This is a genomic window from Corynebacterium pilosum DSM 20521 = CIP 103422 (assembly GCF_000373805.1).
Classification (GTDB): Bacteria; Actinomycetota; Actinomycetes; order Mycobacteriales; family Mycobacteriaceae; genus Corynebacterium; species Corynebacterium pilosum.
This window is the reverse complement of record NZ_KB892457.1, coordinates 1-21107: the sequence shown is the minus strand read 5'-3', so window position 1 is coordinate 21107 and position 21107 is coordinate 1. Positions and strand designations below refer to the sequence as shown.

At 60.8% G+C, this 21107-nt stretch carries 22 protein-coding genes, 1 rRNA gene and 1 pseudogene; 3 read left to right on the top strand and 21 right to left on the bottom strand.

The window, feature by feature from the left end; genetic code table 11:
- Positions 1 to 255, top strand: a pseudogene (locus tag B097_RS0107220) (IS256 family transposase); the annotation flags it as partial.
- Here the strand turns inward: B097_RS0107220 and B097_RS0107215 are convergent.
- Positions 252 to 1226 carry an ABC transporter transmembrane domain-containing protein gene (locus B097_RS0107215; RefSeq protein ID WP_018581864.1) on the bottom strand — a complete coding sequence of 325 codons (975 nt, stop codon included), beginning with the start codon at positions 1224 to 1226 and terminating at the stop codon, positions 252 to 254. The pseudogene B097_RS0107220 and the gene B097_RS0107215 sit on opposite strands and share 4 nt — an antisense overlap.
- Positions 1227 to 1303: 77 nt before the next feature.
- On the opposite strand from B097_RS0107215, the gene B097_RS0107210 reads away from it, so the two are divergent.
- Positions 1304 to 2086: a class I SAM-dependent methyltransferase gene (locus B097_RS0107210; RefSeq protein ID WP_018581863.1), complete on the top strand. Its 783-nt coding sequence runs from the start codon at positions 1304 to 1306 to the stop codon at positions 2084 to 2086.
- A gap of 16 nt (positions 2087 to 2102) precedes the next feature.
- Here B097_RS0107210 and B097_RS13140 read toward each other — a convergent pair whose 3' ends face one another.
- The 6 genes from B097_RS13140 to scpB are packed head-to-tail and all read right to left on the bottom strand — an operon-like array spanning position 2103 to position 7657.
- Positions 2103 to 3287 (bottom strand): CE1 family esterase, encoded by a 1185-nt coding sequence (locus B097_RS13140; protein WP_018581862.1) that lies wholly within the window; start codon positions 3285 to 3287, stop codon positions 2103 to 2105.
- Positions 3263 to 3907, bottom strand: a complete 645-nt coding sequence (locus B097_RS0107200) for a hypothetical protein (RefSeq protein ID WP_018581861.1) — start codon at positions 3905 to 3907, stop codon at positions 3263 to 3265. Before B097_RS0107200 ends, B097_RS13140 begins: the two co-directional genes overlap by 25 nt.
- Positions 3908 to 3913: 6 nt before the next feature.
- Complete coding sequence (gene der / locus B097_RS0107195; RefSeq protein ID WP_018581860.1) at positions 3914 to 5473, bottom strand: ribosome biogenesis GTPase Der; 1560 nt, start codon at positions 5471 to 5473, stop codon at positions 3914 to 3916.
- Positions 5470 to 6150, bottom strand: a complete 681-nt coding sequence (gene cmk / locus B097_RS0107190; protein WP_172463376.1) for a (d)CMP kinase — start codon at positions 6148 to 6150, stop codon at positions 5470 to 5472. Before cmk ends, der begins: the two co-directional genes overlap by 4 nt.
- A gap of 11 nt (positions 6151 to 6161) precedes the next feature.
- Entirely contained in the window at positions 6162 to 7061 is a 900-nt protein-coding gene (locus tag B097_RS0107185; protein WP_018581858.1) for a pseudouridine synthase, read from the bottom strand.
- A gap of 44 nt (positions 7062 to 7105) precedes the next feature.
- Positions 7106 to 7657 (bottom strand): SMC-Scp complex subunit ScpB, encoded by a 552-nt coding sequence (gene scpB / locus B097_RS0107180; RefSeq protein ID WP_026254371.1) that lies wholly within the window; start codon positions 7655 to 7657, stop codon positions 7106 to 7108.
- 110 nt (positions 7658 to 7767) lie between these two features.
- Here scpB and B097_RS0107175 point away from each other — a divergent pair, with 110 nt between their 5' ends.
- On the top strand, positions 7768 to 8331 hold the full coding sequence (locus B097_RS0107175) for a GNAT family N-acetyltransferase (protein ID WP_018581856.1): 564 nt from the start codon (positions 7768 to 7770) through the stop codon (positions 8329 to 8331).
- Here B097_RS0107175 and B097_RS0107170 read toward each other — a convergent pair.
- From B097_RS0107170 to rrf, 14 genes are all read right to left on the bottom strand, one after another.
- On the bottom strand, positions 8328 to 9137 hold the full coding sequence (locus B097_RS0107170) for a segregation and condensation protein A (RefSeq protein ID WP_026254370.1): 810 nt from the start codon (positions 9135 to 9137) through the stop codon (positions 8328 to 8330). The genes B097_RS0107175 and B097_RS0107170 overlap by 4 nt on opposite strands.
- A 38-nt stretch (positions 9138 to 9175) precedes the next feature.
- Positions 9176 to 10045 carry a ParA family protein gene (locus tag B097_RS0107165; protein ID WP_026254369.1) on the bottom strand — a complete coding sequence of 290 codons (870 nt, stop codon included), beginning with the start codon at positions 10043 to 10045 and terminating at the stop codon, positions 9176 to 9178.
- A gap of 161 nt (positions 10046 to 10206) precedes the next feature.
- Positions 10207 to 11142 carry a hypothetical protein gene (locus B097_RS0107160; protein ID WP_018581853.1) on the bottom strand — a complete coding sequence of 312 codons (936 nt, stop codon included), beginning with the start codon at positions 11140 to 11142 and terminating at the stop codon, positions 10207 to 10209.
- A 139-nt stretch (positions 11143 to 11281) separates the two neighbouring features.
- Positions 11282 to 12187, bottom strand: a complete 906-nt coding sequence (gene xerD / locus B097_RS0107155; RefSeq protein WP_018581852.1) for a site-specific tyrosine recombinase XerD — start codon at positions 12185 to 12187, stop codon at positions 11282 to 11284.
- Positions 12188 to 12838 carry an NUDIX domain-containing protein gene (locus B097_RS0107150; protein WP_018581851.1) on the bottom strand — a complete coding sequence of 217 codons (651 nt, stop codon included), beginning with the start codon at positions 12836 to 12838 and terminating at the stop codon, positions 12188 to 12190. It lies immediately after the preceding gene.
- Between the two features lie 28 nt (positions 12839 to 12866).
- The gene (locus B097_RS0107145; protein ID WP_018581850.1) at positions 12867 to 13838 is read right to left on the bottom strand and encodes a copper transporter; all 972 of its coding nucleotides are present in this window, start codon (positions 13836 to 13838) and stop codon (positions 12867 to 12869) included.
- A 46-nt stretch (positions 13839 to 13884) separates the two neighbouring features.
- A complete protein-coding gene (gene steA, locus B097_RS0107140; RefSeq protein WP_018581849.1) occupies positions 13885 to 15072 on the bottom strand; it encodes a putative cytokinetic ring protein SteA in 1188 nt (395 codons plus the stop codon).
- A gap of 67 nt (positions 15073 to 15139) precedes the next feature.
- Positions 15140 to 16876 (bottom strand): DNA repair protein RecN, encoded by a 1737-nt coding sequence (recN, locus tag B097_RS0107135; protein WP_018581848.1) that lies wholly within the window; start codon positions 16874 to 16876, stop codon positions 15140 to 15142.
- Between the two features lie 11 nt (positions 16877 to 16887).
- Positions 16888 to 17811, bottom strand: coding sequence for an NAD kinase (locus tag B097_RS0107130; RefSeq protein WP_018581847.1), 924 nt, complete (start codon positions 17809 to 17811; stop codon positions 16888 to 16890).
- Complete coding sequence (locus B097_RS0107125) at positions 17808 to 18635, bottom strand: TlyA family RNA methyltransferase (protein ID WP_018581846.1); 828 nt, start codon at positions 18633 to 18635, stop codon at positions 17808 to 17810. Before B097_RS0107125 ends, B097_RS0107130 begins: the two co-directional genes overlap by 4 nt.
- A 22-nt stretch (positions 18636 to 18657) precedes the next feature.
- A complete protein-coding gene (locus tag B097_RS13570; RefSeq protein ID WP_169505197.1) occupies positions 18658 to 18825 on the bottom strand; it encodes a hypothetical protein in 168 nt (55 codons plus the stop codon).
- Positions 18826 to 18828: 3 nt separating this feature from the next.
- Entirely contained in the window at positions 18829 to 19812 is a 984-nt protein-coding gene (locus tag B097_RS0107120; protein ID WP_018581845.1) for an HAD-IIA family hydrolase, read from the bottom strand.
- Between the two features lie 10 nt (positions 19813 to 19822).
- On the bottom strand, positions 19823 to 20764 hold the full coding sequence (locus tag B097_RS0107115) for a tetratricopeptide repeat protein (RefSeq protein ID WP_081618022.1): 942 nt from the start codon (positions 20762 to 20764) through the stop codon (positions 19823 to 19825).
- 144 nt (positions 20765 to 20908) lie between these two features.
- Positions 20909 to 21026, bottom strand: a 5S ribosomal RNA gene (rrf, locus tag B097_RS0107110).
- Positions 21027 to 21107 lie beyond the last annotated feature (81 nt).

Genomic DNA, 21107 nt, shown 5'->3' with positions numbered 1-21107 from the left:
GAGTCGATGAACAACGAGCTACGTAAAGCCACCCGGAATCGGGTGCAGTTCACCAACGATGAGTCTGCGATCAAAACCTTGTGGTTGATGATCTGCAACATTGAGGACAAACGGGCCGCCAAGCGCGCTAAGCAGGGCAAACGGGTCGCGGCGACCAGCGGCCGGCTGATCGAGGGCAGGCGGGNGACGAACTGGAAGCAGGCCATCAACCAGATGTCTGTGGCTTACCCTGACCGCTTCGAGCCCTACCTCTAATAATCACGCCCCACACACAAACAACTTGACACGCTCCCCGAAGCCTGGGCCGCGGCCCACCGGGAGGCAATATTTTTACCCAGCATCGTCATCGGGTGAATGATGAACTGCGTCAGCCCCACCACGGTGATCAGTTCACCAATACTGATCGTGCCGTTCATCCCAAGCCATCCCGCCACAACCGCGACAGCAATGACATAGAGCGAGCCCGTTGATTCAGTTAGCGTATTCAAGCGAGCCTGAGCTGCATTAGCGTTCACCGTCCGCTCATAGGCCAAGTCCGATACCCTGCTGAAACGGCCGCGCACGGTAGCAATCGCACCCAAACCTTTCAGCGTACGCAACCCCTGAACCACATCGGTCGCCGTCGCGGCGGTATCCGCCAACGCCTGCTGCCGCCTCCCCGAAGCCTTGCGCAGCGGAGTGGCCCCGGCCAGCGCAATCGCCACCACGATCGGCCCACCGACCAAAATGGCCACGCCCAGCGGCAAGTGAATCGCCATCACCATCACCCCCACATAAATCACGGACACGACCTCCGCCACCGGGAACACCGTCATCATCACCGCGTCCGCCACGCGCTGGGTATCCGAGGAAGCAATCGACAACAACTCTCCAGCCGTCCTGCGCTTGCCACCAATTCCCCGCGGGTGCATGATGCGGTCACTGACCGCCATCCGCAGATCGTGCCCCACCAACAGCGTCGCCGCGATCAACAGCCGTCGGCCAAAAAAGCCCGCAGCGATATTGACCAGAAAAGTCACAGCCAACACGCCGACCCACACCCACAGCCGCGAAAAATCTCCGTGCGCAATCGCATCGTCAATCGCTTGCCCCACAATCACCGGCGTCAACCCGTTCGTCACAAACGTCGTCGACATCAGCACGGCCGCAGGAAGGGTGCGCTGCCACCGCGACGTCACAGTCTTAATCAGCCACCGGGGATCCTCAGGCGCAGGCAGAACACTCATGCCAATACATATTACGGGGTGCCCACCGCCAACAGCACTTGGAGTTTCCCGTTGGACGCCAGGTAACTTAGACACCTATGACCCCCGCCCCAAGCCGCGTCCCCAGCCAGAAAGATGCGCCCAGCTTCCGCAACGACGCCCACCGGCGCAGCTCCGCGGCCGCCTTCGCACGCGGGGCAGACATCTACGACGACGTCCGCCCCTCCTATCCCGCCGAAGTGCTATCGCTTATCGACGATTGCCCCGTGGTCCTAGACAGCGGATGCGGAACCGGCAAACTCACCCGCCTGCTTGCCGACGCGCCGGGCCACACCGTGCTTGCCTGCGATCCTTCAGCCGACATGACGCGTGTGTGCGCGACCCAATTACCCGATGTCCCAGTCTGGCGTGCGGCTGCCGAAGCCACCGCGCTTGCCGACGACACTCTCGACGCCATCACGTGTGCGCAGACGTGGCACTGGGTGGACACCACAGCGGCCAGCGCTGAAGCCGACCGGGTCATCCGCGCCGGCGGAAAGCTGGTGTTGCTGTGGAACACGCTGGACACTTCACACCCGTGGGTGCTGCGGTTGGCGCGCATTATGCGTTCTGGCGATATCCAGCGGGAGGGTTTCTACCCTGAGGTCGCGCCACCCTGGCGGTTAGACAACGAGCTGCGGACCACGTGGGTGCAGCATCTCACGACCGATCAGGTCTACGCGCTTAGCCAGACGCGTTCGTCGTGGCTGCGCTCTAATGAAAAGACGCGTGAGCGGATGCGCAACAATCTCCACTGGTACCTCTTCGAGCGGCTCGAGCTTCAACCGGGCGAGTTGGTGCCGATCCCTTATCGCCTCGATGCCTTCGTGTACACCCGCTAGAGCGGTGCTAGGCACCTTAGATGATATCCGGCTCATCTCGGGTAGCTGTGTGCTCAATGTCGAAGAAGTTGAGGCTTTCGATGGTGGCGTCCACACCAGCTAATTCCTCTTGGCCCCGCGGCCAGCGGTGCCCCATTCCATCGATGGAAATCAGCTGCAGTTGATTACGGCAGCCACCTGCGTGTTCGAACGATTTCACGCGTGTGGGGTATCCGTAGACCCGGTTTTCTTCAAGCTTTAGCCCATGTCGGGGCGCGGTGCACAAGGCATCAGTAGCTGCGGTCAAGAGCGTGTCTTTAGCGCTGAAGAGACGGTGCTCTTCGCCGTCCACTTCACGCCGAGCACCGTCAAACTCCACTCGGTCATCGTCGGTTCCGTGGAAGCTTAGGTAGTTTGTCGCGTGCTCAGCACAACCCTCAACAGTGCTGTCGAACACTGCGGCACCTGCGGTAGTGATCGTTGGGAAACGGCCTGGGCGCTCACAGGACAGGAAGCGTGCAAACCCTCCGCCATTGGAAAAGCCGGTGGCGTAGACGCGCTGCTGATCCACCTCGAACTCGTTGCTCAGGCGATTGTGTAGCTGGTCCATGAACGCCAGATCGCTGCGACCGGAAGGGGCGGCGGCGTAGTAGGCGGGCGCCCAGGACTCGTCAACGCCTTCTGGATAGACGACGATCGCGTCGGCAAACTTGTGGAATTCAGTTAAATCCGCCATGCGCTGGGGATTAGAGCCTTTACCATGGATGACGTAGATCAGCGGCAGACGCCTGTCCTGCCACCCCTGCGGGGCGGCCACCATGTAGGAACGTTTTGTGCCGTCCACATCCACAGATTCCGAGCGCAGATCCACCGCCGAGCCCTGTGGGTCAGCCTTGACAAGATCGTAGCTATCGCGTGCAACGGTGATCTCGAAGCCGTCATAGCTAACGCGCAGCTCAGTGCCGTCGTAGGAGACATCGGCACTGTTCATCCAGTTATAGGTTCCTTCGTTCAGCCACGTAGTGCCCTCCATGTCTTGGCCCATGTTCGCGGCTGCAGCGAACTTTCGGCCATCACCTTCGGTATGGAATCCCACGCCGTTCGCGTCGCTGTCAAACTCCTCGGCCTTCCCCCAATCAACATCAATACCCTGGCAGTAGACATCTGGCGCACCGTTTCGATGATTCAGGCCGCACGTTACCTCCGCCTCATCAAGGACCATCGTGAGGTAGCGTGTTGGGAGAATAGAAGTAGTGGTTTTTTCAAAGAAGCTACCACCAAAAATTCGGTGACCTCATCCTCGGAAAGCTCCCTCCGTCCTTCCTCGTTTAAGACAAACCCGGCGTGAGAATCCATTCCGGCGCAGGTCAGCTCTTTTTCGCCGCTGGCGGCACAAGCCCCGCTGGGAAAACTGACATATTCTCCTGGGTGCATGTCTCGGACGATCTTACTATTGTCCGTCCCGACCAGTAGTTCGTCGAAACCCTCGCTCAGGTCCCACGTGCCGTCGCTGTCCGCGAAAGTAAACGACTCCCCTGAGTCGCTCGTGCAACCATAATCGGTCTGCTCCCCCGCCGCACACGTCCAGCCCGGGACCTGATCCTCGATCGCGATACCGGTCACCGGATAGCTATGCCCCACCGCGTGAACCAGCGGGGAGGCAGGGCCGCTTGTCGACGATCCGCCCTCCCCTCCTGTCACGCCAGGAATAACCGGTTCAGGCAAGGCGTCCTGAGACTGATCCTGGGCCCCCTCCTCGGGCTCACACGCAGCGACACCCAGCGCGACCGCACCAACGGCGACTATGGCAACGGCAGAACGCACAAGCGACGAAAAATACACACCAGCCTACTTCCTACGACGCTCCCTCACGCGCACCGCGATACGCACCGGGGTGCCGTGGTAACCAAATTGCTCACGAAACTTTCGCTCCAGATAGCGACGATACCCTGCCTCGAGGAATCCCGTGGTGAAAAGGACAATTGTTGGCGGCCGGGTTGAGGCCATCGTCGCAAAGAGCACCCGCGGAAGCCGGTTATTGTTCATCGGCGGCGGATTCGCAGCGATCGCTTCACGCAGCCAGTTGTTCAACTGGCCGGTGGAGATGCGCTTGTCCCAGTTCTCTACGGCCTCGATCATCGCTGGTTCCAGCTTGTGCAGTGCGCGTCCAGACTGGGCCGAGATATTGATCTTGGAGACCCACGGCAAACGATCGATCTGCAGGTCCAACTCGCGGTCGAAGAAGTAGCGACGGTCCTCATCCATCAGGTCCCATTTGTTAAACGCGATCACCAATGCCTTACCGGCATCGATCACCATGGAGATGATGCGCTGGTCCTGCTCGGTGATCTCTTGCGAGGAGTCAATCAGAACAATGCACACCTCCGCCGCCTCAATAGTGTTCTGCGTGCGCAGCGACGCGTAATACTCGTGCCCTTGTGCACTCTTGACCTTACGACGCAGCCCGGCCGTATCGATGAACTGCCAAGTGCGCTCGTCCAACGTGATCATTTCGTCGACAGGATCCACCGTGGTGCCAGCAACATTATCCACCACAGAACGATCAGACTTGGACAGCTTGTTCAGCAGGCTCGACTTACCCACATTGGGCTTGCCGACGAGGGCGACGCGCCGCGGCCCGCCCGTAATCGAGGCAGCTTGGCGTGGCTCTTCTGGGAACAGGCGAATGATTTCATCCAGCACGTCAGCGTTGCCGCGGCCGTGAAGCGCGGACACCGGCCACGGATCTCCCAACCCAAGGCCATAGAAATCGGCGACATCAGCCCACTGGCTGTCAGACTCGAACTTATTAGCTACCAAGATCACGGGGACCTCGGAACGCTGCAGGTTGTGCGCCATCGCGGAATCAGACTCGGTAATCCCCACGTGCGAATCCACCACCATGACGATGACGTCCGCCGTAGCCATTGCGGCCTCCGACTGGCGCGCGATCGCCGCATGGATCCCTTTCGCGTCCGGGTCCCAGCCACCGGTGTCTTGCACCCAGTAACGCTGCCCGTTCCAGTCCGCCAGGTAGCTCACGCGGTCACGGGTGACACCGGGGTGGTCTTCCACAACCGCTTCACGGCGGCCTAGGAACCTGTTCACCATCGTGGACTTACCCACGTTTGGTCGCCCGACGATGGCCACCGTCGGAAGGTTTTCATGGATCAGTTCGGGATCAAGAATGCCGAGGCGCTCGTCGAGCTGCTCCCATTCCTCCTCCGTCATGTCCTCGAAGTCGAAATCTGACTCGTCGAAGTCATCGTCGGCCCAGCCGCCGCCGGGGTTCTCTACGATCTCGTCGGTATATGCCTGATCAGCATCGACTTCCTCGCCGCCACCGAAGGCGTAGACGAAGCTCGTGTCATCGACGTGCTCGTCGTCATGCGTGTTCTTGTCGGTCACTTCGCACTCTTTTCAATCACGGTGATCAAAGCTTCGACCACCTCATCTGGGGTCAGCTCGGAGGTATCGATCACCTGGGCATCGTCTGCGGGGCGCAGGGGTGAGGTTTCCCGCGAGGAGTCAAGCTCATCGCGGCGTTGCACGTCGGCAAGCACTGTCTCATAGTCTGCTTCACGGCCGGCGGCAATGTCCTGGTCATAACGGCGTTGCGCGCGCACATCCGCGCTTGCGGTGAGGTAGACCTTCGCCGGCGCGGTCTCAAGGACCACGGTGCCGATGTCGCGGCCTTCGACGATCGCGCGGTGTGCCTCTTTCGCCAGCTTGCGCTGCAACGCTACCAGGTTCTCGCGTACCTGCGGGATCGCAGAGACCGCCGAGACATTACGCGTGACTTCAGGCCCACGGATTTCTCCCGAGACATCCTCGCCGTCCAACAGGACTTCGGTGGAGTCAGGATCGTCAGACACGCTCAGCGGCAGGTCGCGCGTTGCGACGATCACCGCTTCCTTATCCTCTGGGTCCACCCCACCGCGCAGTACCGCAAGTGTGGCCACCCGGTACATCGCACCGGTATCCACGTATTTCGCGTCCAGTTGCTTCGCCAAGGCGCGGCACGTGGAGGACTTACCAGTTCCTGAAGGGCCGTCCACTGCCAGGATCAGGCCGCCATCGGGCATGTTGGAAAGACTCACATTCCCACCGCCTTGTACAAAGAGGTCAGCTCCGCGCGGTTCAAAGCACGCAGTGCGCCAGGCTTTTGCTCACCAAGTTGCACGGTATGAATCTTGGTGCGTACTAGGCGCTGCACGGGGTAGCCGGCAGCCTTCAGCAAGCGGCGCACAATGTGCTTGCGGCCTTCGTGCAGTTCGACGCGGATCAATGATTGACCGTTGTGCACGTCAACGATTTGGGCGTAGTCCACCTTCGCCGGGCCGTCGTCAAGCTCAATGCCTTCCTTGAGCTGACGGATCACGGACTTGTCGGCTTCACCAAGGACCGTCGCCAGGTAGGTCTTCGGTACCTCGTAGCTTGGGTGCGTCAAGCGGTTCGCCAGCTCGCCGTCATTGGTGAGCAACAGCAGCCCTTCAGTGTCCGCATCAAGGCGGCCCACATGGAACAGGCGTTGGCCGGAGACGACCTTGTCTGCGACATAGTCGCCCACACAGGGACGATCCATTTCGTCCATCATCGTCGTGTGCACTCCGCGCGGCTTGTTGAAGACGAAGTATTCGTGATCTTCGTTGACGTTGACGCGCACCCCATCGACGCGGATGATGTCCACGTTCGGATTCACGCGCACGCCTTGGCGGCGGATGATCTCGCCGTTGACTTCGACGCGGCCCTTGTCGATCATCGCTTCCGCGTGTCGACGAGAGGCCACCCCTGCCTGGGCGAGCACCTTTTGCAGGCGGATACCCTGGGGCTTCTCATCGTCCCACCAATTGTCTTTCAGTGGGTGGTCAGCGTTTTTTGCGCGCTCTGCGCGGCTGACGTGCTGTTTACGCGCCGGTTTCGCGTTCGACAGGAGAAACTCTTCGTCTTGCCTGTCATTGTCCGGTATGCCTTCTCGGCGAGCGGGAGGGGTCACAGTATGTCCTAACTGTAGATATGCGATTTTTACCTGCGCTGATCCTACCAGGCATCCTCAATGGAATCGACTTCCGGAAGCAACGGTGCCAGATCAGGAAGCCTGTCTAGAGAATCAATGCCGAGCAGCTCCAAAAACAGCTCGGTCGTCACATAACGATGCGCACCAGTCGCCTCATCCGGGTCCACCTCGCGAACCAGGCCGCGCAGCGTCAGAGTACGCATCACGCCGTCTACGTTGACACCGCGCACACCAGCGACCTGCGCGCGCGTCACCGGTTGCCGGTAGGCGACCACCGCGAGCGTTTCCATCGCGGCACGGGACAGTCGGGTCTGAGTGCCGTCGAGCAGGAACTTTTCGACGGCCTCCGCGTTCTCCTGGCGGGTATACAAACGCCACCCCTCTTCGGTTTCCCGCAGGTCAATCCCACTGCCGCGGGAGTCCAGTTCGTCGGCAAGCGCCCGCAGCTGGTCGCGCACCTCGATCACGTCTGCGCCCAGCGCATTGGCGATCGTTTCAGCGTCGGCAGGCGAGTCAATCACAAGCAGGATGGATTCGATATTCGAGCGCAGCTGGCTCACCATGGGCAGTTCCATGGTCACCGAGTCTAACGCGTTGGCCGAAAGCTTCCCCCGCCGGGAAGATGGTGCGAAAGTTTTTAGTGAAACGCTTCACACTTTGATAGTGATATGTCTAACATCTCATTATGGCTACTACGACACGAACAGACCGACTGATCCTGATCCCGCTCACCGTCGAGGAGGCGACCGAAGCCTTCAAGGTGTACTCCGACCCCCGCATCTGGCGGCACCGGCCGGGCCAAGTCCACACCGAGAAGGAAACGACCCGCCAACTCATCGAGCGCACCCACCAATCGTGGACCAAGCACAACCTCGGACCGTGGGCTGCCTACCTGCGTGAGCGCCCCTCCGAATTCATCGGGGTTGGTGGTGTGGAGGTGTACAACGACGATGTCTACGACATCAAATACCGCCTCCGGCCCGACCACTGGGGCAACGGCTTCGCCACAGAAATCACCGAAGCCGCCATCAGGATGGCTAAGCGCACCAACCCCGACATGCCCATTACGGCGCGTATCACGACGAACCACCCGGCCAGCGGGCGCATCGTCGAAAAGCTGGGACTATCGACCATCTGGGAGGGCCGACGGGCGGGCACCGAAGACGACCCCAGCGAGCCCGATGTGCGCATCTACGCCGACAGGGAGCTTTCCGACGACGTCCTCAATACACTGAAGGCGCGCCCTTAAGACCAGTTGGAGGCCGCCACCACGGCGGGGTCCACATCGATGCCCGTCCATGCCACATCCAGTGGCCCCAAGGCCTCCTCCTGCTCAGTATCGACTGCGCGCGCCTTGTATAGCTCCAGCAGGGCCAAGAATCGGCCGACGATCTCCATGGACCGCGTGCAGTCTCTAGTCAGCGCGGCGAAAGACAGCCACGTGTCCGGGCCCACCAGCTTTAAGGTGTCCAGGAGTTTTCCGGCCTGCTCCGGCACAGACACCTCGACCTGGTGCAGGTGATCCACACGGACCTCGTCGGGAGCCTTCGGACGAAACACGCTGGCCGCCAGCTCCGCGAATGTGGCTGGGGTATGTCCCAGGCGCACCGGCGGAAGTAGATCCACGAACTGTTCTTCCATCGAGACTGCTCGCGGGTAGCGTCGGCGGGCATCCTTTTGCCACTGCACAAACTGATCAGCCACCTGCTGGTAGGCACGGTACTGCAATAGCCGGGCGAAAAGCAGGTCGCGGGATTCCAGCAGTTCGAGGTCCTCCGCGTCGTCAACGTCGCCGCGGGGCAACAAACGGGCCGCCTTCAGATCAAGCAAGGTGGCGGCGATGACGAGGAATTCGGTGACCTCGTCGAGCTCCGCCGTCTCCCCCAGTGCACGCGTATATGCGATGAACTCGTCGGTCACCTCCGCTAAGGCGACCTCCGTGACGTCGAGCTTTTTCGCACTGATCAGGTTCAGCAGAAGGTCAAAGGGGCCCTCGAAATTGTTGAGCACCAGGGTAAACCCAGTAATTTCAGGCTGGTGCGCGCCCTCCGGCACAGCAGGAGTGCTGGCCGAGTTGGTCGTCGACACGCCCACTAGGTGGTCCGTTCAATAACCTCAAGCGCGAGGTTACGGTACTGCTCCGCGCCCTGGGAGCTGGGCGCCCACGTGATGATCGGCTCGCCGGCCACTGACGTTTCGGGGAAACGCACAGTGCGGGTGATCACCGTGTCGAATACGCGGTCACCGAAGACCTCCACCACACGCTCCATCACTTCGCGCGCGTGTGTAGTCCGGCGGTCAAACATGGTAACCAGGATGCCCACGATCTCCAGGTCGAAGTTGATGCGGTCGCGCACCTTTTCCACCGTGTCGGTCAGCAGAGCTAGGCCACGCAGGGAGAAGTATTCGCACTCCATCGGAATGATCACGCCGTGGGAACACGCCAGAGCATTCACCGTCAGCAAGCCCAGGGACGGCTGGCAGTCGATGATGATGTAGTCATACTCGCCCCGCACCGGACGCAGCGCGCGCCCCAGCGTCTGTTCGCGACCAACCTCATTAACCAACTGGATTTCTGCCGCCGACAGGTCAATATTGGCAGGCACCAAGTCAAGCCCGGGGACGTTACTGTGCTGGATCGCGCCATGGATACTGGTGGTGTTGTCCAGCATCAGGTCATAGACCGTGATGTCGTCATCATTCTGCGCCACGTCAAGCCCAGCAGACAGCGCGCCCTGTGGGTCAAGGTCCACCAGCAACACCTTGCGGCCCTGTTCGGCCAAGCACGCACCCAGGTTGATCGACGAAGTGGTCTTGCCCACGCCACCTTTTTGGTTGACCATGGAGATGATCCGTGCCGGCCCGTGCTTCTCTAGCGGTTTGGGCTGCGGGAGTTCACGGACAGGCCGCCCAGTCAGGCCAACTTCCACCTCGGAAGCGTCAAACAGTCCGTCTTTACTCACGGTCATACCTTCTTCCTTGACTTGGGCAGTGCGGGTGCAAGCTTACATCGATGTCATTCCCATCTTAACGGCTATCTTAACCAGACTGCAGAAGCCAGGCGGAAGCACCAGATCCAACCACGAAAGTCAAGATCACGCACTTGACAGTGGACCTAAAGCGCTTATCGACGACCACGCCCGCGCTTGCGCAACGCAACAATGAGGGCCACCACCAAGATGAGAATGAGGACCACGCCCGCAAGGATCACCCACCAGACCCACTCGGAACCGCTCTGCTGCTCACGCGCGGCCTCTGCCCCCTGCGCCACCTCACCATAAGGGTTGGATCCACCCTCTGCTGACGCCACAGGCTCAGCGACGCGAGCGTTGGTGGCGGTAATGGTGACGATATATTCCGCCACCGCATCATCGCGTACAACCTCTAGGATGAAGGGATTGTCTGGTGTCTCGCCCTCCGGGAAGGTCAGCGTCATCGTGCGTGCACCCATATCGATGTCGCGCTGCACGCCTTCGATGATCTTGCCGTTGATATCGATGTAACGCAGCTTCAGACCTTCTGAGTTGCCCGCCGCCAAAGGTGCCAATTCTGCTGCCTGCCTTAGCGAGAGGGTTACGCTGAGCACGTTGCCGTGGATCTCTCCCTCGAAATAGAGGTGCTCGGCCTGGTTCGTGTCCACCGGTGCGGCAGGCTGCCGTGGCGGGGTCGGTGCTGCTTCCCTGCCGGGTTGGGCGGGTGCACCTGGCGCAGCTGGTGCTGGCTGTGCTGGTGCACCTGGGGCGGTTCCTGCGTCACCGCCGGATGCACCTGCGTAGGCCGTGTCTTCCGCCACGAGAGTGATCGTGGCAGAGTATCCACCCGCGCTGACTGGAACGCTGACTTGAGAACCCGGCTGGTTCGGAGCAGTCACGCTGACACCTGTGCCCGAGGCGCTAACCGACCAGCCCCCGCCTGCATATGACACATTGACCGGCACCCCCACATCGACCGAAGTGGTCTGTCCCGCAGGGACGGAAATGGTGGACGGAATCATCTCGGCGACTGCTGCCGGGTCAAGCCCTTCGGGGATTTGTGCGGCAGCGTGGGGCGCCGCTGGCATGGCAAGACCACATACAGTGGCAATCGCAAGGCTTGCCGTTAGAAGGTGACGACGCTGGGTCACGGTGCTTACTCCCCTAGTGACTAATGGACAAAGCTCACTGCTGCGAAACGCAATAGTGTTGTTGCAGTGTATCGCCTTAGGCTCGGGGGTGAGCCATCTGCCATACCTCACGCAAATTATCGGCGGTGACGTGGGTGTAAATCTGCGTCGTCGTCACCGAGGAATGCCCCAGCAATTCCTGGACGGTACGGACATCAGCCCCGCCCTCCAGAAGGTGGGTGGCGAAAGAGTGCCGCAAGGTGTGCGGTGACACTTCTTTTTCGATGCCGGCGCGGTCAGCAGCTGTTTTAATTATCGTCCACGCACTTTGTCGCGAAAGCGCACCACCGCGGGTGTTCAAAAACAGCGCGTGGGATTTTCCCGTCGCAAACACAGGCCTTGCGCGCACCAGGTATGCCTCGAGTGCATCGCGCGCATGGCTGCCCAGTGGCACGATCCGCTGTTTCGAACCTTTGCCCGTAACGGTGATGATCCCATCAGTATCAGTCACGTCATCTACCTCTAGCGACAGCACCTCAGACACCCGCGCGCCCGTGCCGTACAGCATCTCCAGCAGCGCCTTATCACGCACACCGAGTGGCTCCTCTGTGGGGCAAGCGTCGAGGAGCGTGGCTACTTCGTCGATAGTCAACGTATCCGGCAAGTGCTGTCCCGTTGCGGGCGGAGACACCGCGGCCGCCACATCCGCGGGCACGTGGCCTTCACTGGTGGCGAACTTGTGCAGTCCGCGCGCGACGACGAGCGCTCGGCCCGCCGACGATGCCGCCAGCGGGGCGCGCCCGTTGTATCCGCGCCGCAAGTCCTGCACATAAGCCTCTACATCGGCGGTTGTCACGTCGGCAAGCGAGATCCGGCCCGCGTCGCGCAGCCACGTGACATAGCGGTTGATGTCTCGTCGATAATTGCTCAGCGTGTTGTCAGACAGACCACGTTCCACCGCCAAGTGATCCAGCCAACTGCGCCCAATATCCGCTGCGTCCACTTAGAGCTTCTTCATATCTGGGGTAATGCCGCGTGCGTGACGACGATCAGCCATCGACGATGGGCGCAAATCAAACGGGGTGTATGGATCCCTGGCGGCATGGCGGCCCGCAACAACCTCAGAGGCCGCAAGAATTCCTACCACGGCGATCGAATTCGTGACCTGCCCATCCATCACAGCGGCGCGGGCTTCATCGAGGCTAACCCACTTCTGTTGCATGTCGGCCTCCTCGTCTTCCGCCTCCGGACGCTCTACAACGCGAAGGTCGCGGGCCAAAAAGATCCGCACGGCTTCTTCACAGAAGCCCGGCGAGGTCACGATGTCGCTCAACAGGTGCCACTGCTGTGCCGCAAGACCTGCCTCTTCCTGCAGCTCGCGCGCAGCACAATCAACAGGATCCTCACCGTAGATATCCAGGATGCCCGCGGGCAGTTCCCACAGGCGGCGCCCGACGCTGTGCCGGTATTGCTCCACCATGGCAATCTGCCCCTCGTCGTCGAGGGCCACGACCGCCACCGCACCAAAATGCTCGACGATCTCGCGCCGAGCAGTCGAGCCACCAGGCATAGTGACCGTGTCGCGGCGCAGCGCAAGAATTGGCGCCTCGTGGAGCAGCTCGGAGTCGGTGACAGAAAATTCGTGACGGTTCATAAAACCCAATCTAGCTTTTCAGCGCCCTCTACGGCAGCGCAGGCGACGGTGCCTCAGCGCTCGCGGCCGCGCCATAGGCGCCAGACTCGCCGTCAAGCAGCTCGGAGGTCGCCAGCACAGTGGCTACGCGACCGAAGGACCGGTCGACTGAATCGACCGTGGATACTGCCTCAGCCAATTCTGGGGTGCTGCGAATCCGCCCAATCACCCCTTGGTCCGCGGCAGTATGGATCCGGCCGGCCACCACCAGGTTGCCGCCGCGGGACTCCATACCTTGGACAAGGTCCACGAGGACGCCCGTGCTAAACGACGAATCCCCCGCACCGTCGGCGTCACCAGTCACAATCACGATGGCATGAGCAGGCAAAATGGTGCCATCCTCATAGTCGATGAAACCGGCCTCGCGCAGAGTCTGCAGCACCAGCGCGCGATCTTCCACCGATGCCAATGGTTCCGCGCCCTCCTCGTCGTAAAGCAAAGCGGTGCCCATAGACTCACCAGCGTGTAGGCCTGGAGCCAGATTATCTTCCGACAACTGAGCACCTGTCGGCAGCGTGTTTGCGATGATGGACTTCAGCTCATCCGCGCTCCTCTGATCACCGAACTGTTCCGTGAGCGTAATCTGCCCGGAGTTCTCTGCGCCGGCAGCCTCCAGCAAGGACGACAATGCGTCAACATCGGCCTGGTCGGCATCTGCCGTGAGCAGCATCAGCACGGGGCGCTGCTCCAGAGTTCCCGCCACAGCGTCGTCCCCGATGCCATTGATGAGCCCGTCGGCCGCATCGGCCTGGGCCGCCGCAATTTCCGCCTGCTGACTCTCCCCCTCGGTGGTGGTTGTGTCCTGGGATCCAGCGCCGGCAGAAGTATTCGTCGATACGCCAGAAGCCCCATCGCCCATTGCTGGAGCCAGCACGAGGGTGCCCAACGCGACGCCAGCCGCCACACCGAACCCGAGGCCGGTGACAAGCCACCCGCTGCGGGAAGTTTTCTTCCCTGCCATAACTATTCTCTCTTTCTATCCCCGCGCAGCACGCGCGGCGCTACAGCTAGTTAAACCAGCCCTGGACGGTCAAAGCGATGGAGTTCCATGTATCGATCAAATTATTGGTGAAGGAGTCATCGCCTCCCAATCCCACAACCAAGATGATCACAGCCACGGCCACCAGGACGCCCAAAATCGCCCATGCCCACGCGACACCCCGGCCCGAGCTCACGTTGTAAAGATTCTCAATGACTGACGCGTCGACAATTCGCCCGCCGCCCTTCAGCCAGGTCAATAGCGATGCTGGCTGCGCGTAGTCGCGGTTGGAGAAAATTGCGTCGAGGTCCATGCGCTCCCCGACGGTCACGATCATCTGTGCGTCGTGGAATACCGCGAGCAGCACGGCCAGGTCGGTGGGGTTGTCCAGCGCCGACGGGAAAGTCATCGCCCCCACACCGAGGTCCTGGATTCGTTCCAAACCTTCGGCGTGTCCGTCAGGGTCCGCAGGCAGGATCACGCGGGCGTCGCCACGCAGCGTCTCCGAGGCCACGTCCTTAGGGTTGCCAACGATGTATTCAGGCTTATAACCCAAGTCCATGAGAGTGTCAGCTGCCGCCGCCACGCCAATGAGCACCGGGTTGAACTCACGGATAAAGTTGCGCAAGCCAGCGATGCGTTCGCGGTGGCCCTGCTCAGGCGAGACGATGAGCACCTTGCGGCCGTCCATATCGTCGCCGAGGTCTGGAACGCCCACGCCATCGATCAGCAGCGGAGCCTCAGAATGAATGAACTCAATGGTGTTGCCGAAGTAGGCCTCCATATGGTCAACCAGGTGACGTTGTGCGTCGTTGAAGTTAGCGTCTGCGTCGCCGCGCAGTAGCTCGGTGGCCTTACCCACTGTCTTCTTCCCGACGTAGATCTCACCGTCCTCGGTGATGCCACCCTTTTTCCCATCACGGAAGGCAGCCCGCAGCTCAGCGCCCGCGTTTTCATAGAGCGCCACATCACTATCAAGCAGAATGTGCGGGCCATAATTAGGAATCGCCCCGGTAGAAAACTCGGCGATATTTACCACAGCGGCCGGGCGGGCGTCGACAAGCGCCTGCGCCTGCCTGCGTGACAGATCCGGCGCATCAATCACGGCGATCTCACCGGCTTTTAAACGCTTCAGACCCTTGCCCTGAGGGGTGCAGTCGCGCAGGGCACCCTGCAGACCGGGGTGGTCAGAAGTACTGGTGATCTTGCTACTCATGGGACCTATTGTGGCCGTTAGAGCAGCACAAGTGGGGAAGGCGCGCGGAAAACTTCACGCTTCACCTTCACACAGAGGTTGCTCCTCGCATCTCCACAACTTCAGCTTGCGCTCGGTTAAACAGTTCGGTGGCGTGCGCCCGCCCGGTATCCGTGTCGTCCAGCCCGGCCATCATTCGAGCAAGCTCTTCGACGCGTTCCTCGTCGGAAAGCGCCGACACGCCCGAGGTCACCGACTCATCCCCAACATTCTTCGCCACGTGCAGGTGTGTATCCGCATACGCAGCGACCTGCGCGAGGTGCGTGACGACGATCACCTGGTTGTGCGTTGCCAACCGGGCCAACCTGCGCCCAATCTCCACCGCCGCACGGCCACCGACGCCGGCGTCCACTTCGTCGAACACGAGGGTGGCGCCAGTCGATGTCGCCGACAAAATGACCTCAAGTGCCAACATCACGCGCGACAACTCACCGCCAGACGCACTGGAAGCCAATGGCTGGGACTCCATAGAGGCGTTGGGGGCCAACCGCATCTCCACGGTGTCGGCACCCTCGCGCGTATACTTATGCTTTCCGACGACCACGTCGAGGCGGGCCTTCGGCATGGCCAAGCCGTGCAGCTCCTCAGTGACGGCTGCGCCCAGCTTTTTCGCGGCTTTCGTGCGTGCCTGGGTGAGCTTGCGGGCCTTGGCCACCATGTCCTTTTCTGCCTCAACCACCTGCTTTTTCAGCTCTTCCAACGCCTCGGAAGAGGTGTCTATGCTGGCCAAACGTTCCTGGGCCTTGTCCCGCCACGCGATCACCCCGGCAATATCCGGGGCGTACTTTTTCGTCAGAGACTTCAAATCCTGCTGCCGCTGCAGCATCGAATCCAAACCCGCAGGGTCGCTAGGCAGGTCGGCCAAGTAGCTGCCTAGCTCTGCCGCTACCTCGGACAAAATCGCGGTGGCCTCCGTGAGCCGGCCGCCCAGTTCTGAAAGCTGTGTGTCGTTGCTGTGCGCCAAAGCGGCTTCCGCCTGCCCGGACAGAGTAGACGCGCCGTCCTCATCCCCGTAGCCGCCCACGGCATCTGGCCCGTCGATTGCGGCCAGAGCAGTCTCTGCTGCCTCACGCAGACTGTCGACGTCCTGGAGGCGGCGAATATCTGCCACCAGCTGCTCGTCTTCCCCATCTACCGGGTCAATGGCAGCGATCTCGTCGAGAGCAAACTGCAAACGGTCAACTTCCTGCGCCAGTTCACGGCGTTTCTCTGTACGCTCCTTATAGTCTTTGGCATAAGCGCGCCACGACGAAAAAGCTTCGGTGTAGGCAGAACGCAATGGACCGATGGTGCTGTCGAAGCGGTCGAGCGCAGCTAGCTGTTCCTCCGGAGCGAGCAGGCGGAGCTGATCGTTTTGGCCGTGGATCGTCAACAGCTGCGAGGAGAACTCCGCCAAAGTCGCCGCAGGAACGCTGCGGCCAGCAAGATGGGCACGCGAACGCCCAGTTGCCTTGACCGAGCGCGATGCCAAATACTCCCCGTTTTCGTCCGCGGTGCCACCAGCGGTATCAACGATGTTCGCAACCGCTTCCCTGATATCGTCCGGCAGTGCGTCGACATTGAAGCTGCCTTCGACGAGGGCTTGCTGTGCGCCGGTGCGTACTCTCGAGGCATCAGCCCGCCCACCTGTAAGCAGGCGCAGCCCGGTAACGACCATCGTTTTACCCGCGCCCGTCTCACCAGTAAGGACGGTCAGGCCGTCGGCAAGCTCGGCCGTGGCGTGCGGGATCACGCCTAAGTTCTCGATAGAAATATCAAGCAGCATAATGCTCCAACTTACTGTGGCTTGGCCGGGCCGCGCCAGCCATCCACAGGCAACCGGAGCTTTCGGACCAGACGGTCGGTAAAGGGCGAGTCGTCGAGACGCACCCAGCGCACCGGCCGAGAGCCTCGCACGACCTCGCAGCGCGACCCCGGTGGCATGGCGATCGGGCGGAATCCGTCCATGACTACCATGGCCGGGGAGGTCGTCGGGTGCGACTCCACAGCCACTGTCGAATCAGGCGACACGACCAAAGGTTTAGTAAAGAGAGCGTGCGCGTTGTTGGGAACCACAAGGATCGCGTCCAATTCCGGCCACATCACCGGGCCACCCGCCGAAAAAGCATAGGCGGTGGAGCCGGTCGGCGTGGAAATCAGCACACCGTCGCAACCAAACGTGGACACCGGGCGAAAATCCACCTCAAGGGTCGCATCCAGCACGCCACGCCGGTTCAGGTTTTCAACGCTGACCTCATTGAGCGCCCAACTGGTGTCCAAAACCTTGCCGCCCGGATCCAAGACGGTGATGTCGATGGTCATGCGGTCTTCGATGCCGTAAGTGCGGTCAATCACCCGCCGAATTGCCATATCCAGGCTTTCCGCCTCCCATTCCGCGAGGAACCCGACGTGGCCCAAGTTGATGCCCAGGACCGGGATATCTTGCGCATGCGCGAGGTCGGCTGCACGCAAGAAAGTACCGTCGCCGCCAAGCACTAAGACCAGTTCACAGCCTTTGGCCGCTTCTTTCGTGTGGGCCACGCGCTCTAACCTTGCCAGGCTGGGGTGGGCGTCAATAGCTTCCATATCCGACTGCGCCAAGATCCGTACCTTGATGCCATCGCCTTGGATGAGTTCCGCAGCGCGTGCGGCCGCGGAGATATTGCCCTCGCGTGTGGTGTGCGGGACCATGAGAATCTCACGTTGTCCATTAGAACTCATTGCGCGGGTCCTTCCTTCACAGCAGTGGCAATCATTGCGTCGAGATCCTGATCAGCTGGCGCGGACGCAGCGCCATCTTTCACCAACCATAAAAAGTATTCTACGTTGCCGCTGGGGCCCGGCAGCGGGGAGGCCACGACACCCCGGCAGCTCAACCCTAATTCGGCCGCGAACCGGGCAACCTCACCTGTGACCTCTGCACGCAGCGCATTTGAACGCACGACTCCCCCGCTACCCAGGCGTTCCTTACCTACCTCGAACTGAGGTTTGACCATCGGCAACAAGTCCGCCCCGTCACGAAGGCAGTCCGCAATCGCCGGCAGCACCAGTCTCAAGGAGATGAAGGAGAGATCCCCAACCATCATGTCAGCTGGCCCACCCATCATCTCTGGAGTGAGGTGGCGGATATTGGTCCGGTCAAGCACGGTGACGCGCGGGTCATTCTGCAGCCGCCAAATCAATTGCCCATAGCCCACATCCACGGCCACTACTTCGCGTGCACCTCGGTCCAGCAGAACGTCGGTAAACCCACCGGTGGATGCCCCGGCATCGAGCACACGCTTATCGACGACATCGAGCCCGAGGGGCGTGAAAGCATCAAGCGCACCGATCAGTTTGTGTGCCCCGCGTGAGGCCCACCGGTCGTCCTCGTCCATCGCTACTTTGATGGACGCGTCCGGTTCGACCACGGTGGCTGGTTTTTGGGCAGCGAACCCGTTTACTGTGACGCGACCATCTTTGATCCAGTCCACTGCTTGCTCACGGGACCGCGCAATTTTGCGGCGAACCAGCTCCGCGTCGAGCCTTCTGCGTCCAGGGGCCACGAATAGTCCATCCTTTGTGTTGTTAATTATCCTGTAGTGCGTCGTGTAGAACGCCGTGCGCGCGTGCTAGCTGGTCGACTTCCTCGGCCAAGGTGTCTGCTGGTTGCGCTAGGATCTCGTCGAAAGTCCGCGTGAGCTCCTCCGGCCGGACGGCCGTGGTGCGTGGATCATGCGGTTTAGGCGCAGACACTGGCTACCACCACTGGGCAGTTGCGGCGTCTGCAGCATCCGACATGGGGCGGATAAACGCAGGGGCATGAGGCATTGACCAGGCGACATTCAAGACGGTACGCAGGGCTTCGATGCTGGTTGCATCTGGATTACCACGCTCCAGCAGAATGTCTTCGCCGTCGACACGCGCGGTGAATCCCCCCTGCGGGCCAGGAACCAGCGCGAAGGGATCGTCGTAAAGCCCGCTCATGTTCTCTGCGATATAGCGTGGGCGCATCTCCGGGGTGGCCTCAATCAACGCCATGGGTCCGGACACGCCGGTAAGCACATGCATAGAGTCCATTTTCGCAGCAACGGCGCCAGCGATGTCCGTGTCAAGCCTGTCGCCCACCGCCAACGGCGCCTTCGAGTTCATCACCTCAGCGGCCTGGAAAAACATTGCCGGTTCGGGCTTGCCAGCTGAAGCAGGTACGACTCCGGTCGCACTGGTCACAGCAGCCACCATAGAGCCGTTGCCCACGTGCAAGCCACGCTCCATCGGCAAAGTGGTATCCAAGTTCGACGCCAAGTAGGTCGCTCCTTGACGGATGGACAACGCTGCCTCCGACAGCTGCGCCCACCCAGTCTCTGGGGAATGGCCGTGCAACACCACTTTGGGGTGATCGTCTACACTGTCGACAACGCGATAGCCCGCTTGAGTAGCAAGCTCCTTGAAAGAAGGCGCGCCAACGACGAGGACAGGGTCGCCAGGCTCAAGGTATTCGCTAGCCATAACAATGGCGGCCTGAGCCGAGGTAACGATGTCCGCGTCCGCCGCCTCAAGGCCAATGGCACGCAGCTTCTCCGCTACTTCCGCTGGGCCACGTGAGGCGTTGTTGGTGACGTAGGCTGCCGGCAGGCCGGAGGTCGTGATCGCTTCTACTGCACCGGCAATCGCATCGCCGCCAGCCCAGACCGTTCCGTCAAGGTCAAGTAGTAGAGAATCGTACTGTTCTATGAGGCTCATACCTATGACCTTAGCCCAGCTCTTCCAAACGGGCGTTTGCGTCCGTCAATTCTTCCTCGTCGATAGCTGCGACGTGTTCGAACCATTCTTTAGCTTCTTCACGACGATCAACCTCGACCAACGCATCCGCATAGGCATAGGCGAGACGCATCTGCGAGACACCTTCAGCATCCTTCGACGGGTTCATACGTTGCAAGGTGGCCACAGCGGCTTCGTTCTGCCCTAAATCACGGCGCGCGCCGGCCACGACGATAGCTAACTCAATCCGCGAAGCTGGATCCAGTTGGCGGGCCTCTGGTGTGCGCGACAACTCGATGGCCTTCTCTGGACGACCTAGTCCGCGTTCGCAGTCCGCCATGACCGCGAGCATCCCGGGGCCTCCCATCATTCGACGAGCCGCCCTAAGTTCAGCTAAGGCCTCTTTCCATTCGCCTGCGTGGTAGGCGGCGATGCCGTTCATTTCGCGGACAACGCCTACCCGGCCTGCACGATTCTTCGCAGCACGTGCGTGGCTCAATGACAGTTGGGTGTCGTCTTCTAGAAGGGTCGCGGACATGATGAGATGTTGAGCCACACGATCTGCGTTGTCCTTCGAAAGGACCCGAAGATCCTGCAGAACCATAGGGTCTAAGTCTTTGATATCAATATCGCTGGGCAGATCCGGTTCCGACAGCTTCTGCGCCATCCGGTCTTCACGGAAGCCTTGCCGTTGGGGGTTCGAACGATCGTGGCGGACTTTGCCGCGATCGTTACGGTCATACCGTGGGCCTCTCCCGCGGTCGTCGCGCTTGCCGCCTTGCGCGTGTCGCCAACCGTCGCGCCGATCCGAGGGCTTTCCATCCCGGCGTTGGCCTGAGCCGCCTCTGTAGTCGCGGCGGCGGTTGTTCTTGTCCGGCCTGCTGCCACGGGGGCGGTCTTCACGGAAATGGTGGGATGATGTCTCGTCGCTCATCTACTTGCCCTTTCTATGATCGGCACGTCTCTCTACTCTAGTCAATCTAAGAGTAGACAAACGAAAATAGAGCGTAGCTGGAATAAGGAGTACACAGACTCAACTCATCCCAACTACGCTCCAGATTCACTATTTAAATTTTTAGGTCGGCGGTAACCTACTCTCCCACATCCTCCCGGATGCAGTACCATCAGCGCGGGCGGGCTTAGCTACCGGGTTCGGAATGGGACCGGGCGTTTCCCCGCCGCCATCAACCACCGACACACCCACAGGGGCAACGTGTCGACAACCAAACAGACGAACGGTCATCTCTCATGTCATGACCACACACGCGAAGGTGTGT